The following is a 15826-nucleotide window of genomic DNA, read 5'->3' as shown; positions in this document are numbered from 1 at the left end:
ATTTGTTTTGAATTCTATCATTGGATTAAAATCCTAAGAAAATCAATTAAAGGTCTGAACCAATTTTTATGCTGTCGTCTTTTTAGGTTTTAAATGATAAGCTACATATAATGATGTAGAGGCAAGGAAAATCCAGAAAACATCAATAAAGAAGATCTGAATTTTGTGCTGCATAAAAGAATTCCAAAACCAATCTCCAGAAACGATTCCGTTTGTGATTGGAATTAAAAATCCTAAAATACTTCCTGAAATCAGACAGAACTTATTGGTAAAGGCATCATTCTTTTTAATGATAAAGAAAATAGCAAGAATTAACCATCCTCCAAAATAAAGAGCAAATAAATTAGATTTGCTTAAAGGATAGAAAATTTTACTTCCAATAAATGCCAAAGCGGTAATCGGATACATGCTCAAGCAAATAGCCAAATAAATACGAACAACTGCGGCGTTGAAACGTCTTTTCTTTTCAGGCATATTGTTTTTCTGTCTGGCAACCAACCATATCATAACTCCTGAAATGATAACAAAGCAGGTGATAATCCCTAAAATAAAGCTTACGATTTTTAAAGCATATCCTCCGTAATCGCCAAAATGGATTCGGTATAAAACATTTTTAACCACATCTAAATAACTGGTTTGTGCAATCGGATCTTTTTTGGCAATTTCTTTTCCGTCGGCAATTCGGTAAACTACTTTTCCGATTCCGGTAAATTTTTTCTGGCTCAAAAGTTCTCCTTCGACTATGACGTGCATATTGGCATCTCCATAGTTTTGAATAAAAACACGAGTGATTTCGAAATCTGACCAGTTCTTTTTGGTCTTGGCAACCAATTCGTCAATATTAAATGGATTGGCTAATTTTTTATTTTCGAATTTATAATCGGTATCTGTATATTCTAATTCTTTGTATAATTTGGACTGATCTCCATTATATAATGCCATTACCGCGGGCGCAACGATTAAGAGTTTAATCATAAAGAAAGCACCAGTAACTGCATATACAAACTGGAAAGGCAAACCGATCATTCCTAGTGCTGTATGTGCATCTGTCCAAAGTGTTTTTAATTTTTCTTTTGGACGGAAAATATAAAAGTTAGAGACAATTTTTTTCCAGTGTAATAATAAACCTGTTACGATAGCAAATAAGAAAAATAAAGCTGTAAAACCAGAAAGGTAATATCCAACAGGGTAAGGAATCTGTGCAAAAAAGTGCAAACGGTATAAAAGCTCTGCTAAAGAATAAGACTCGTCGTAAGTAGCAGATTTAAAGTTTTTAGTGTTTAAGTAAAAGAATTGACCTTCTTTTTGTTTGGCTGGAGCTAAAGTATCTTTCGTTCCTTCCATATAAACTGCAACTCGTTCTTCGATAGAAGGTTTAGAAATGGTAATATTTCTGCCGTGCAAAACATATTTTTCATCAAGATGCTTTAGCGCTTTATTGTAGTCTAATTGAATTTCTCTTGTAATTGCTGTAGATTCACTTCTTTCCCAATTGACGATTTCGTCTCTAAAAAAAGAAAAAGATCCAGCAAAGAAAATTACAAAAAGAACTACACTGATCACGATTCCGCTGACAGTATGGGTATGAAAATAGATATTATAATGACGGTTATTCATAAATATTATTGAGCCGTGTTATAGGTTTGACCAAGATAAATAAAAAGACAAAAAAACAATGATAGTAGAATGTAAATTCCCCATATTTTCCAACCACTTTTGGCTAAAAATGCGATTACCATTAAAGCTACCCAAAGAATAAATGCACTAAACGCCATTGTTATCATTACGTTTGCACGATTAAACCAGGCTGCTAAAGCTAAATGAAAAGTAACAGAAACAAAGTATCCTCCTAAAATAGCAGCTGTTATTTTGGAAAAACGAGGCCAAAAAGCTGGATTTAAATATTTTGGATTTGCTGGCATATTGTAATTTAAAAAATGATTAGTTATAGTAAAATTCTAATAGTGCAATTATAATCAGTAAGGCTAAAAGAGCTTTACTATTCACTTTTTTTAAAGGAGTGAGAATAATGATTAAACTTCCAATTGTCATTAGCTGAATAAAAAACATTAGAGTGCCACAGCCTAAAGATTGTGTGAAAAGCCACATTATATAAGCAGTTAACAATAACACTAATCCAATAACCTTAGTTGGTTTCGGATTGTTTTTCATCCATTTTTCGAAGCCTAAGTCATAAGACAAAACAGCTCTTTTTGAAGTGTAATAAAGCGTATAAAAAGCTAAAAAAACAATAAGACTGGCAATTGTAATCATAATCCTTAAAATTTAAAAAACACCTTTCCTGTAAAGAAAGGTGTTTTTAATGGTTTTTTATTAGAATCTATAAGAGAAGTTCGCAGATACGCTTCTCATGTTTTTTGGATGGATTGTTGACCAACCATCGTAAGTATCAACATTAGCAATATTGTCTAATTTTAATGTCAGGGTAAATTTCTCTGTTCCGTAGAAAATAGAAGAATTTAAAACAGTATAAGAAGGAATTGTAAACTGACCTACAACATTTCTGTTCATGATTAAGTTTTTGTCAGCATAATTTCCTCCAAAACCTAGACCAAATCCTTGTAAATCTCCTTCAGGGAATTTGTAGCTTGCCCAAAAGTTTGCTGTGTTTCTTGGTCCAGAACTTTCTGGTCTATTTCCTATAAAAGAAGAATCTCCAGCATTTAAGACAGCATCTACATAACTGTAACCAGCAACAATGTTTAAACCGGTAACTGGATTTGCAACGATTTCTGCTTCAAAACCTTTGTTTCTTTGTTCTCCGTCTTGGAAAGAAGTTTGAGTTGGTACTCCACCTGTAGAACCATAAACTGTATAAACCTGGTCTGTTACTTTGATGTCATAATAGCTAAATGTTGCGTAAACTTTATCTTTAAGAACATTTAATTTAGTTCCGATTTCAAATTGGTTAGCGTGTTCTGGTTTGAAAGTTCTTGGAATAACTACGCCACCTAAACCAGTATCAGTTGTAGGAGATGTGTTGGTAAAACCATCCATGTAGTTGGCAAAAATCGAAACTTTGTCAATAATTGGCTGATAAACTAAACCAAATTTTGGTGAAAAAGCAGTTTGATTAAAATCATCAGCATTTGTAGTAACGTCACCAGCAGTCATAAAACGATCTACACGCAAACTTGCCATTGCAGATAATGCAGGAGTAATATTGATTACATCTGATGCATAAGCACTAATAACTTCTTGTTTTGTTTTGTTATTGTTTGCAGTAGTTTCTGCTAAAAGTTTATCAGAACCGGCTTTTGTTAGGTTACCGCTATCACCATTTGTAATATATTTTGTAGGATCTGTAATACCGAATACATATTGGTTTACAGTTGCTAAATCTAAGTTTCCAATATAAACTCTTCCATTTGATACGTAGCCAGTACCATTATCAATTTGGCCTCTGTTAAAGTAATCAAAACCAACAACAAGTCTGTTTCTTAAGTTTCCAAGTTTAAAATCACCAATAAAGTTTTGTTGAATATCTGTTGTTAAAGTTGTTGTATCTTGGTAATTCATTGAACGTCCTAAAACAATTCCTTGATTTACCTCTGCAGGTGCATATTGTGTTCCTTCGTATAAATAAGTATAATATCCTTCAGATTTAGATGATCCTCTTGATAGAACTGTTTGAGAGGTCCATTGATCAGAGATTTTGTAATTCATTTGTCCCTGAAGCGAGTAAGAAGGAGTTTCAATTGCAAGCTCGTTACTTGTATAAGAACGTTTGTTATTATAACCTAATTCATTCATATTGTGAACTCTCAGCGGTGCACCTCTGTCTAAGAATAGCATAGTAGGATTCGTCTGTTTGTTGTTCATGAATTCAGTATTAATAGAAAACGAAAGTCTGTCGCTAACTTGGTAAGATAAAGATGGGGCAAAGAAAAATGATTTTCTAAATCCAGCATCTTGAAAGCTGTTTTCTGTATGATATGCAGTATTAATCCTAAAGTTAATTTTGTGTTCATCGTCTACAGGAGTATTAATGTCTGCAGTTACACGGTTTAATCCATAACTTCCGGCTGTATAGCTTACCTCTCCTCCGAAATGATCGTAAGGTTTTTTGGTTGTTAAGTTGATTAAACCACCGTAAGAAATTAAACTACTTCCGAATAAAGTTCCAGAAGGTCCTTTAATAACTTCAATTTTGTCAATGTTTGCAGGGTCTATACTTCCGTTATTCAAAGCAGGTAATCCATTTGTCATTGTTGGCTGAACAGCAAATCCTCTAAGAGAGAAATATCCTGCGCCGTCACCACCACGTCCAGTAGAAGCCCAAAGTGGAGATAATCCTGGTGCATTTTTAAGAGCGTCATCAATATTTGTAACAACTTGTTCTTTTAAAAGTTCACCAGTAATTGTAGTGTAAACTTGTGGATTTTCAAGATTTTTAAGAGGTAATCTTGATACTTGTTGATTTTCTTTACGGGCTAACGGGTTTTTTCTGTTTCCGTTTAAAACAATTTCATTTAATTCTTGAGAGTTTTCGCTAATTCTAAAATCCTCAATAATAGAATCGCCGCCATTAAGGCTAACGCTTTTTTCTTTAGATGAATAACCAATTCCAGAAACTTTGATTACATAGTTTCCTGGTTTAATGTTTTTAATTTCATAGAAACCATTTGCATCTGTACTAGTTCCTATTTTTGTTCCTTTCAATACTACAGAAACATTATCTGCAGCCTGATTATTTGTTAAGCTAATTTGACCTTTAATAGTTGCTTTTTCCTGAGCCAAAGCAGATACGCTGGTCATTAAAGCAAAACAAAAACTCAAAAAAGAAATCGTAAATTTTAGTTTCATTTTATTTAGAATTGATTTTAATAGCGCAAATGTACTAGTTGAATGCGTATAATGCAAGTTATTCTTATTTATTCTAAATAATTTTTTGATATCGAAGTTTTTAGTCAGAAAAGGTGTTTTGAAATTTTTGTTTTTAGACGAAAAAAGCCTGCTCAAATGAATGAGCAGGCTTTTTTATATATTGAAATTATTTCTGATTACAATTCTAAAGCGCGTTTAGCATCGCCATTCATCAATAATTCTACTGGATTTTCTAAAGCTTCTTTTACAGCTACCAAGAAACCAACTGACTCACGTCCGTCGATGATTCTGTGATCGTAAGAAAGAGCTACATACATCATTGGGTGAATTTCAACTTTTCCGTTTACAGCAATCGGACGCTCGATGATGTTGTGCATTCCTAAGATTCCTGATTGAGGAGGGTTGATGATTGGAGTAGATAACATACTTCCGAAAACTCCACCATTTGTAATTGTGAAAGTTCCTCCAGTCATATCGTCAACTGTAATTTGACCGTCACGAGCTCTTAAAGCTAATCTTTTGATTTCAGCTTCAATTCCACGGAAAGTTAAAAGTTCAGCATTACGAACAACAGGAACCATTAAACCTTTTGGTCCAGAAACTGCGATTGAGATATCAGCAAAATCGTAAGCGATTTTGTAATCACCATCCATCATAGAGTTAACATCTGGATATAATTGTAAAGCTCTTGTAACCGCTTTTGTAAAGAATGACATAAAACCTAAACCTAAACCACCATGTTTAGCTTTGAAAGCATCTTTGTATTCGTTACGGATTTGGTTAATTGGCGTCATGTTTACTTCGTTGAAAGTAGTCAACATAGCAGTTTCATTTTTAGCTGAAACTAATCTTTCTGCTACTTTACGACGTAACATTGATAATTTTGTACGCTCAGTTCCACGGCTTCCTCCTGTTGGAGTTCCCATAGATGGTACTGCATTTACAGCATCGTCTTTAGTGATTCTTCCGCCTTTACCAGTTCCTGAAACAGTTGCTGGAGCAATATTTTTCTCGTCTAATATTTTTCTTGCTGCTGGAGATGGAGTTCCTGCTGCATAACTTGTAGCTGCTGGAGCTTGAACTGGTTCTGCTTTTGGTGCTTCCGCCTTTGGAGCTTCTGCTTTTGGTGCCTCAGCTTTAGGAGCTTCAGCTGCTGGAGCTGCTCCTCCTGCTGGTTTAGCAGCATCTGTATCGATTAAACAAACTACAGCGCCAACTGCTACTGTATCACCTTCTTCAGCTTTTAGTGTAATTACACCGCTCATTTCAGCAGGTAATTCAAGAGTAGCTTTATCTGAATCAACTTCAGCAATAGCCTGATCTTTTTCTACATAATCTCCGTCTTTTACTAACCAAGTTGCAATTTCAACTTCTTTTATTGATTCCCCTGGTGATGGGACTTTCATTTCTAAAATCATCTTATTTTTTTGTTTAAGGTTTGTGTTGTTTAAAGTTTCACGTTACATTAAACCTGAAACTTTAAACTTGAAACTATTTTTTTATTATCTGAATAAATCTTTATCGAATACCATTCTAATTGCATCTGCGTGACGACGTTTAGCACGTGTGTAACTTCCAGATGCTGGAGCAGAATATGCTTTTAATGAAGCTAATCTCCATTTAACAAGATCAAAGTTCATTAACATAAAGCTGTAAGCTCCCATGTTTTTAGGCTCTTCTTGCGCCCAAACATAATCATCGGCATTTGGATATTTTGCAATGATTTCTTTAATCTGATCAACTGGGAAAGGGAATAATTGCTCGATACGAACAACAGCAACGTCATTTCTTCCATTGTTTTCTCTTTCAGCAACAATATCGTAGTAGAATTTACCTGTACAGAAAACTAAAGTTTTAACTTTCTTTTTATCTACAGTATTGTCATCAATTGTTTCTTGGAAACTTCCAGTTGCCAATTCTTCAACAGTTGATACGCATCTTGGATCACGTAGCAAACTTTTTGGAGAGAATACAACTAAAGGTTTACGGAAATTCGTTTTCATTTGTCTTCTTAACAAGTGGAAGAAGTTAGCTGGCGTTGTACAATCTGCAACATACATATTATGTCTTGCACAAAGTTGTAAGTAACGTTCCATTCTTGCAGAAGAGTGTTCTGCACCTTGTCCTTCATAACCGTGAGGCAATAACATCACAATACCATTTTGGTTGTTCCATTTATCTTCTCCACAAGAAATATATTGGTCAATCATAATTTGAGCACCGTTAGAGAAATCTCCAAATTGTGCTTCCCAGATTGTTAAGGCTTTTGGATTTGCTAATGCATAACCATAATCAAAACCTAAAACTCCGTACTCAGATAAAAGTGAGTTGAATACGCCAAATTTTCCTTTTTTGTTTTCGATAGCGTCTAATAGAATAACTTCTTCTTCAGAATCTTCTACTTTTACAACAGCGTGACGGTGAGAGAAAGTTCCTCTTTCTACGTCCTGACCAGAAATACGAACATCAAATCCTTCTGTTAAAAGAGATCCATAAGCTAATGCTTCTGCAGTTCCCCAGTCAAGAGTGTTGTTATCGTATCCTACTTTTCTATCCGTAACAATTTTAGTGATCTTGTTGATGAACTTTTTGTCTGATGGTAAAGTTGAAATGGTATTGATGATAGAATCTAATCCTTCCTTAGCAAAAGTAGTATCTACTTTTTGAAGCATTTGAGTGTCTGTTACTTGAACAAATCCGTCCCATTCGTTTTTCATGAATGGAGTAATGATAGTCAAATCTTTTTTACGAGAAGCTTCTAAGTTTTCTTCTAAAGCAGATTTGTACTCTTTTTCTAAAGCATTAACATAAGAAGCATCGATTACGCCTTCAGAAAGTAATTTCTCTGCGTAAATGTCTCTTGGGTTTTTATGTTTAGCAATGATTTTATATAAAACTGGTTGCGTGAAACGAGGTTCGTCACCTTCGTTATGCCCGTATTTTCTATATCCTAACAAGTCAATAAATACGTCACGTCCAAATTGCATTCTGTAGTCTAATGCAAAAGACATTGCGTGAACAACGGCTTCAGCATCATCAGCATTTACGTGTAATACTGGAGATAATGTTACTTTAGCAACGTCTGTACAATAGGTAGAAGAACGAGCGTCTAAGTAGTTTGTTGTAAATCCGACTTGGTTGTTGATTACGATATGGATTGTTCCTCCAGTTTTGTAACCATCAAGTTGAGCCATTTGAATGATTTCGTATAAAATACCTTGACCTGCAATTGCAGCATCTCCGTGTACTGCGATAGGCAATACTTTAGAGAAATCGTCAGCATAATGTTTGTCTTGTTTCGCTCTTGTGATACCTTCAATTACAGCTCCAACCGTTTCTAAGTGAGAAGGGTTTGGTGCTAAATTGATGTTGATGCTTTTTCCAGATCTTGTTTTTCTGTCGGCAGTAAGACCTAAGTGGTATTTTACGTCACCATCAAAATATTCTTGATCGTAATCTTTTCCGTCAAACTCACCAAAGATATCTTGAGTAGATTTTCCGAAGATGTTTGCCAAAACGTTCAAACGACCACGGTGTGCCATTCCCATTACGAATTGTTCAACACCTTTTTCAGCAGCTTGTTCGATTAATGCATCTAAAGCCGGAATGATAGATTCTCCACCTTCTAATGAGAAACGTTTTTGTCCAACATATTTAGTATGAAGGAAGTTCTCAAAAGAAACAGCTTCGTTTAATTTATTTAAGATAGTTTTCTTTTCTGCAGAAGAGAAAGTAGGCTGATTAACGTTTACCGATAATTTGTCCTGAATCCATTTTACAACGCCAGGATTTCTGATATACATATATTCAATACCGATATGCTGACAGTAAATAGCTTTAAGGCGATTTACGATATCTTGTAAAGAAGAAGGCGCCATTCCAATTGTTTGAGCAGCGTCAAAAACAGTTGAAAGGTCAGCTGTTGATAATCCGAAGTTTTCGATATCCAAAGTTGGAGATGAAGTTCTACGGTCACGAACAGGATTTGTTTTCGTGAATAAATGCCCGCGCGTACGGTATCCGTCAATTAATTTTAATACGTTGAATTCTTTTTGCAGTTTTTCTGAAACCAAACTACAATCTGCGTTATCGCTAGTCACGTACTCAACGATCGTTTGCACAGGGTTTTCGTCGTTATAAGTTGTTTGTCCAAAGTCAAAACCTTGAAAGAAACTTCTCCAGCTAGGCTCAACGCTGTCTGGGTTAACTAAATATTGATCGTATAATTGTGCAAAAAACTCGGTATGCGCTGCGTTTAAAAATGAAAACCTATCCATAATATGAGTGAATATACTTTTTGTTATATAGAAAAGCAAAAGTACAACAATCACATTTATTTAAATCTTTTTTTTACGTACTTTTACGTAAAAATTTGTTAAAATAAACGTTAACTATGAATAAAATTCAATTTTCAATCGATTGCAAATATTATTTTGTGATTTTGGCAGTCTTATTCTCAAGTTACACAATTGCACAGCAAAAGTATGTAATTGATAATAGCAATAATTTTTGGGATAAAGTTCAATTTGGAGGTGGATTGGGTTTAGGCTTCGGTTCTGGATATACAGATATTTCTGTAATGCCTAGTGCAATCTATAATGTCAATGAAATTGTTGCTGTTGGAGTTGGATTGCAGTTTGGATATTTGAATTCAAGAAATTATTATGAATCGTATGTTTACGGAGGAAGTTTAATTACACTTGTAAACCCAATTCCGGAAGTCCAACTGTCTGCAGAATTAGAGCAGGTAAAAGTAGATACAAGATATGAGTCTAATATAAACAGACCTGCTTTTTCTGATAGTTATTGGAATACCGCCTTATATCTTGGAGCAGGTTATAGAACCGGAAATGTTACAATTGGCGCGCGTTACGATGTTCTTTATGATCCTAATAAAAGTCTTTACGGTTCCGGATTTATGCCTTTTGTGAGAGTGTATTTCTAAGGTTCTAAGGTGCTGAGATGCTAAGATTCTAAGTTTTAAAAAAGCAGAAATTTGAAGAAAATATTATTTTTAATTACTGTAATTGTATTTTTAAGTTGCAATAATTCTAAGAAAGCAGATAATAATAATGAGAAGGTTGTAAAAAAAGAATTACGACCTTTTTTTGATGCCGATGAAATCGATCATTATTATTTGAATTTTTCAGAAGAAGATCTTGCAGAAATTTTGATGAAAGAAAAGAATACTCCAAAAGAATTAGAGTTTATAGATTTGTTTGTACATCATTTCCCAGAAACTATTCCAAAAGAAAATTTCGAAAAAATTCTGTCGAATTATAATTACAAAAAATCAAATTTATCGCAAAAACAGCAAAAAGAGATTGAAAATGTGTTTAGTGAAAAAGATTCATTGCAAGATACCTTTGCAGCCTGTGCAGCAGAATACCGTGATATTTTTATTTTTAAAGAGAAAAAAGAAACGGTAGGAATAGTTAAGATGTGCTTTAAATGTGGCCGCGTTCAATTTGTAGGGAACAAAATTGATACTGAAGGTTTTGGTCTTGGGACGGAGTTGGACAAACTGCGAAAAATCGTAAGACCTGAAAATTATAGTATTTTAATAAACAATTAAAGTTATTTGTAATAATTTCTGAACCAAACTTTCTGCCATTCTCTTTTTAAAATCAAGAAGGCAACTTTTTCCGCTAAAATAACTAAATCAGATCCATCAAGACTTTTTATCTCATTTTCTGGAACATCAATAATATAGAGTAGATTTAGATATTCAGCAAACTTGTACTGAATCATTCTGTAGACTTTTTCGTGAAGCTGGATTTTTAGTTCATCTGGCGAAATGCTCAGTGGAAAATCAATTCCCTCATTAGCCAAATTAAAATCTTTATTAATCTGCTCAATCAAGTTTAGATATAAAGTCTCCGCTTGTGCTTGCGCTAATAATGATTCGGTATTTACGGGTGCTACAAACATGATATTTTAGATTTTAGATTGATGATTGTAGATTTACTGAATACTGACACTGATTACTGAAAACTAGACTTTACGTCCCATTAAATTCTCTCCGAAAGTTCTTAAAACAGCTTTCTTTTCAGAATTGATTTCCATTTTTTCTAAAGTTTCAAAAGCCTTAAAAGTGTACATTTCAATAGCTTCTTGTGTTGCTTTTGAAGCACCAGATTCGTTAAAAATGGTTTTCGCTGTTTCTATTTTTTCAATATTATCGTCTAATTGAAGTGTAAATAATTGTTCTAATTCTGATGCTTTTTTGCTTGACGAAAATTCTAAAGCTTTTAAATATAAATACGTTTTTTTGTTTTCAATTATATCGCCTCCAACTTGTTTTCCAAAAGTTTCCGGATCTCCAAAAGCGTCTAGATAATCATCTTGCAGTTGAAAAGCTAATCCTAAATTAAGTCCGAAATCATAGATTAAATCAGCTTCTTTTTCAGAAGTTTTGGCAACGATTGCACCCATTTTCATGGCAGCGGCAACTAAAACAGCTGTTTTGTATTCAATCATTTTTAGGTATTCTGGAATTGTAACGTCTTTACGGACTTCAAAATCCACATCCCATTGCTGTCCTTCGCAAACTTCAAGAGCTGTTTTGCTGAATAATTTGGCCAGATTTCTAAAGACATTTGGTTCGTATTGCTCAAAATATTGATAAGCCAAAATCAACATCGCATCTCCAGAAAGGATTCCAGTATTTAAATTCCATTTTTCATGAACGGTAATTTGCCCTCTTCGTAAAGGTGCGTCATCCATAATGTCGTCGTGAACCAACGAGAAATTATGAAAAACTTCTACCGCCATTGCAGCAGGAAGAGCAATTGTGTAATCAGTATCAAAAACTTCCGCAGCCATCAAGGTTAGAACCGGACGAATGCGTTTTCCGCCAAGACCTAAAATATATTCAATCGGTTCATAAAGATTAACAGGCTCTTTGTGTATGTTCTGATTTTCTAAATATTTTATAAAAAAATCCTGGTACTGAGTAATGTCATGCATAAAACAAAATTCTTATTTAAGTGCCTCAAAGATACAATTCAATAATGAATTATTTCCTGATAAATATCAAATGCTGACAAAGATTTAATGTTTCTTGTTAAACCAGCTCAAAATTAAATCGTTAAAAAAATAAAAAAAAACATGGAAACTTTTTTGGTGTTCTCGGTTTCCTGTTTATATTTGCACCGTAAAATGGAAACCAAGAACACTAAAAAAGTTTCCAAGTAAGATTAGAGTGTTTTATAAACTCATTAAAATCAATTATTTATGAAAACAACATGGACCTTAGATTCAACACAATCAGATGTTTTAATAAAAATGAGACATTCAAAAATTGCCTATTTAGGAGGAGCTACCAATAAATTTGGTGGTTATGTGAGTCTAGAAGATAATGAACTTGAAGATGCATCGGTAGAGTTTTCACTTGATATTAATAATAAAGATGAGAGTTTCCAGCAAGTAGACGCTTATTTACAACTTCAAGATTTTTTTGAAGAAGATGAGCATCCAATCATAAGTTTTAAATCGACTTCATTTCAAAAAGTAAACAACAATATCAACTTTATTAAAGGAGATTTAACCATAAAAGATGTGACTAGAGTGGTAGAACTTGATGCAGAATTTATTGGAGTAAATACCTATAATGGAGAGAAAAAGGTTGCTTTTGAAATTAAAGGAGATATTAAACGTCAAGATTTTGGATTAGATTATAATTCATTTCATCACAATGGTTCGGCGTTAGGAAAAGATATAAAATTGATTGCAAATTTAGAATTTAGCATATAAATCTTACTTAATCAATAAGTTAATGTAAAATTATTACAAACAAAACGGAAACTATTTTTTTTGATTTGAGTTTCCTAGGTATATTTGTAATAGAATTCGAGGAATTTAAGATGAAAGAGAAAATAATAGCAAAAGCAAGCGAACTTTTTTTAAAGCTTGGTTTTAAAAGTGTTACAATGGATGACATTGCGGGAGAAATGTGTATTTCTAAAAAAACGATCTACAAATATTTCTGCAATAAAGAGGTTTTGATTGAAGAAAGTACTTCGATGGTGCACAGACAGGTACACGAGATTATGGATACTATTGTAGCAAAGAATTACAATGCTATTCATGAGAATTTTGAAATTAGAGAAATGTTTCGTGATATGTTTAAAAACAATACCGATACTTCTCCAATTTATCAGCTTAAAAAACATTATCCTGAGATTTACCAAAACATTCTTTCTTTTGAGTTGGATCAATGTACACAATGTTTTAGGGATAATATAGAAAAAGGAATTAAAGAGGGACTTTACAGAAGTGATTTGAATGTGGAGGTTTATGTGAGGTTTTATTATACACTGGTTTTTCATATCAATGAAAATACCGTTTCTGAAAGCGAAGCACAAAGAATAGAATTAGAAGCTTTAGAATATCATACTCGTGCAATGGCTACTGATAAAGGAGTCGAGGAGTTAGAAAAGCAATTAAAAAGAATTAATAATTAACCATTCCAAAATTGACTGTCATTTTTCTGAGAGGGTAAAGATGAAATGATGGTCTCATCTCAAATTTAAAAATAAATAGTAACATTTATGAAAAGAATCTTTCTTATAGTTTTGTGTACAATAGGCTTGTCTGCCACTGCACAAACCACTACTTTAACTCTGAAAGACGCAGTCAATTATGCGCTTCAAAATAAAGCTGATGCTAAAAAAGCAAAACTTCAGGTTGAAAATAGTGAATATAAAATTCAGGAAGTGCGTTCAAGAGCTTTGCCACAAATTAGTGCAAACGGGAATTTAACACACAATCCAATTATTCAGACAACTGTTATTGATGGAGCTGCGTTTGGTGCGCCAGGAACAGCAATTCAGGCAGCATTTGGTCAAAAGTGGACTTCTACTGCAGGGATTTCTTTGACTCAGGCCATCTTTGATCAATCTGTTTTTACAGGATTAAAAGCAGCGAGATCTACTCGTGAGTTTTATCAAATAAACGATCAGTTAACAGAAGAGCAGGTTATTGAGAGAGTAGCAAATAACTATTACTCAGTTTATGTACAGCAAGAAAGATTGATTTTGTTAGACAGTAACTACGTTAATACTACAAAGGTTCGTGATATTGTACAAGGACAATTTGATAATGGTCTTGCTAAAAAAATTGATTTAGATCGTATCATCGTAAAAATGTCTAATATCGATACAGAGCGTCAACAAATTAAAAATCAGATTACTTTACAGGAAAATGCATTGAAGTTCTATATGGGTATGCCAATTGAAACTCAAATTGTATTACCAAAAGAAGAATTTGAAGTGGTTCCTGCTGCTTTAACCCAAGAGCCAAATGTTGAAAACAGAACAGAATATCTGCTTTTGAAAAAACAGGAAGAGCTATTAGTATTCAATAAAAAAGCAGTACAGGCAGGATATTACCCAACGCTTTCTTTATCTGCTGGTTACAACTATATTGGTCAGGGACCTGAATTTCCTTGGTTTGCAAAACCAGAAAAAGGAGTTTACTGGTCAGATTTCTCTGCAATTGCTTTAAACTTACACGTGCCAATCTTTACAGGTTTCGGAACTCGTGCTAAAGTAAGACAGGCAGACGTTGAAATCAGATCACTTCAGGAAGATATCAAAGACACTAAACTTTCTCTTGATTTAGATTATAGAAATGCTATTACTCAGATTAACAATAATCTGGTAACGATCGAAAATCAAAAAGAAAATATGCGTTTGGCGACTGAGATTCTTAGCAATACCAAAAATAATTATCTTCAGGGATTAGCATCTTTAACCGATTTGTTAGACGCAGAAAATGCATCACTTGAAGCTCAAAATAACTATACCAGAGCAGTTTTAAATTATAAAATTGCCGAAATATCTCTAATCAAATCAAAAGGCGAACTTAAATCTCTTACTAAATAACAAATTATTACAATGAAGAAAATAATTATAACAATCGTAATCATAGTCGTGGCTCTTGTCGGGATTAACTACATTTTAAATAAGAATAAGGCGGAAAACGAAGGTAAAACTGCAATTGTAGCAGAAAAAAATGCTGCAGTTTCTGTAAAAGTAGCAACGGTAAAAACAGAGGATGTTAACTTAGGTTTTACTGCAAACGGAAACTTTGCACCTATTCAAGAATTGACTTTTTCTGCTGAAAAATCTGGAAAAGTAATCAGTGTTTTAGTTAAAGAAGGTGACTATGTAAGAGTAGGACAAACTCTTTTAACAGTAAGAGGTGATGTTATTAATGTAAATGCACAACAAGCTCAGGCTGTTTATCAAAATGCAAAAGCGGATTATGCGAGATACGAAAATGCTTTTAAAACAGGTGGTGTAACAAAACAGCAATTAGATCAGGCAAAATTGGCTTTAACAAATGCACAATCTAGTTTAACACAAGCGAATATCAACGTTGGAGATACAAAAGTAAAAGCCCCAATTAACGGATATATCAACAAAAAATACATCGAGCCAGGATCTATTTTAGCTGGAATGCCTGCAACTGCTTTGTTTGACATTGTAAATGTTTCTAAATTAAAATTAACAGTTACAGTAAATGAAACTCAAGTTGCTAGTTTAAAATTAGGAAATACAGTAAACATTACTGCAAGTGTTTATCCTGATAAAACTTTCTCTGGAAAAATTACATTTATCGCTGCAAAAGCAAATGAGTCATTAAACTTTCCGGTTGAAATCGAAATTACAAACAATGCTAACAATGACTTGAAAGCAGGTATGTACGGAACAGCAAACTTTGGTTCAAACAATCAAAAACAAAACTTAAAAGTAGTTCCTAGAAATGCTTTTGTTGGAAGTGTGAGCAGTAATGAAATTTTCGTAGTTGAAAACAACATTGCTAAATTGAAAAAAGTAGTTGCTGGTAGAATTTTAGGAGATAAAGTTGAAATCATCAATGGTTTGAATGACGGAGATGTAGTAATTACTACAGGTCAAATCAACTTACAAGACGGAAATACAGTAGAAATTATTAAGTAATTGTACCGCTT

14 protein-coding genes are annotated in these 15826 nt (G+C 33.5%); 6 read left to right on the top strand and 8 right to left on the bottom strand.

Annotation, left to right across the window (positions count from 1 at the left end; translation table 11 throughout):
• Positions 1-66: 66 nt before the first annotated feature.
• The 6 genes from NQQ59_RS16910 to NQQ59_RS16885 all read right to left on the bottom strand — a co-directional run bounded on the left by NQQ59_RS16910 (position 67) and on the right by NQQ59_RS16885 (position 9125).
• A complete protein-coding gene (locus NQQ59_RS16910) occupies positions 67-1617 on the bottom strand; it encodes a PepSY-associated TM helix domain-containing protein (RefSeq protein ID WP_144216017.1) in 1551 nt (516 codons plus the stop codon).
• A 5-nt stretch (positions 1618-1622) separates the two neighbouring features.
• Positions 1623-1922, bottom strand: coding sequence for a hypothetical protein (locus tag NQQ59_RS16905; protein ID WP_144216015.1), 300 nt, complete (start codon positions 1920-1922; stop codon positions 1623-1625).
• 19 nt (positions 1923-1941) lie between these two features.
• Positions 1942-2274, bottom strand: coding sequence for a hypothetical protein (locus tag NQQ59_RS16900; protein WP_144216013.1), 333 nt, complete (start codon positions 2272-2274; stop codon positions 1942-1944).
• A gap of 60 nt (positions 2275-2334) precedes the next feature.
• Entirely contained in the window at positions 2335-4827 is a 2493-nt protein-coding gene (locus tag NQQ59_RS16895; RefSeq protein ID WP_144216011.1) for a TonB-dependent receptor, read from the bottom strand.
• A gap of 197 nt (positions 4828-5024) precedes the next feature.
• On the bottom strand, positions 5025-6266 hold the full coding sequence (odhB, locus tag NQQ59_RS16890) for a 2-oxoglutarate dehydrogenase complex dihydrolipoyllysine-residue succinyltransferase (protein WP_144216008.1): 1242 nt from the start codon (positions 6264-6266) through the stop codon (positions 5025-5027).
• Positions 6267-6350: 84 nt separating this feature from the next.
• A complete protein-coding gene (locus NQQ59_RS16885) occupies positions 6351-9125 on the bottom strand; it encodes a 2-oxoglutarate dehydrogenase E1 component (protein WP_144216006.1) in 2775 nt (924 codons plus the stop codon).
• A 116-nt stretch (positions 9126-9241) separates the two neighbouring features.
• On the opposite strand from NQQ59_RS16885, the gene NQQ59_RS16880 reads away from it, so the two are divergent.
• Positions 9242-9793: a hypothetical protein gene (locus NQQ59_RS16880; RefSeq protein ID WP_144216004.1), complete on the top strand. Its 552-nt coding sequence runs from the start codon at positions 9242-9244 to the stop codon at positions 9791-9793.
• Between the two features lie 51 nt (positions 9794-9844).
• A complete protein-coding gene (locus NQQ59_RS16875; RefSeq protein ID WP_144216002.1) occupies positions 9845-10423 on the top strand; it encodes a hypothetical protein in 579 nt (192 codons plus the stop codon).
• Positions 10424-10425: 2 nt separating this feature from the next.
• Here the strand turns inward: NQQ59_RS16875 and NQQ59_RS16870 are convergent, their stop codons facing one another.
• Together NQQ59_RS16870 and NQQ59_RS16865 are read right to left on the bottom strand one after the other, a co-directional pair.
• A complete protein-coding gene (locus NQQ59_RS16870; RefSeq protein ID WP_144216000.1) occupies positions 10426-10779 on the bottom strand; it encodes a hypothetical protein in 354 nt (117 codons plus the stop codon).
• A 63-nt stretch (positions 10780-10842) separates the two neighbouring features.
• Positions 10843-11817, bottom strand: coding sequence for a polyprenyl synthetase family protein (locus NQQ59_RS16865; RefSeq protein ID WP_144215998.1), 975 nt, complete (start codon positions 11815-11817; stop codon positions 10843-10845).
• A 267-nt stretch (positions 11818-12084) separates the two neighbouring features.
• Here NQQ59_RS16865 and NQQ59_RS16860 point away from each other — a divergent pair, with 267 nt between their 5' ends.
• From NQQ59_RS16860 to NQQ59_RS16845, 4 genes are all read left to right on the top strand, one after another.
• Positions 12085-12603: a YceI family protein gene (locus tag NQQ59_RS16860; RefSeq protein WP_144215997.1), complete on the top strand. Its 519-nt coding sequence runs from the start codon at positions 12085-12087 to the stop codon at positions 12601-12603.
• Positions 12604-12713: 110 nt separating this feature from the next.
• On the top strand, positions 12714-13313 hold the full coding sequence (locus NQQ59_RS16855) for a TetR/AcrR family transcriptional regulator (protein ID WP_144215995.1): 600 nt from the start codon (positions 12714-12716) through the stop codon (positions 13311-13313).
• Between the two features lie 87 nt (positions 13314-13400).
• A complete protein-coding gene (locus NQQ59_RS16850) occupies positions 13401-14735 on the top strand; it encodes a TolC family protein (RefSeq protein WP_144215993.1) in 1335 nt (444 codons plus the stop codon).
• Between the two features lie 12 nt (positions 14736-14747).
• Positions 14748-15815: an efflux RND transporter periplasmic adaptor subunit gene (locus NQQ59_RS16845; protein ID WP_144215991.1), complete on the top strand. Its 1068-nt coding sequence runs from the start codon at positions 14748-14750 to the stop codon at positions 15813-15815.
• The last annotated feature ends 11 nt before the right edge of the window (positions 15816-15826 follow it).

The organism is Flavobacterium panacis (assembly GCF_024649945.1).
In the GTDB taxonomy this organism is placed as follows: Bacteria; Bacteroidota; Bacteroidia; order Flavobacteriales; family Flavobacteriaceae; genus Flavobacterium; species Flavobacterium panacis.
The sequence above is the reverse complement of the archived record's forward strand: the minus strand, read 5'-3'. Positions and strand labels throughout refer to the sequence as shown.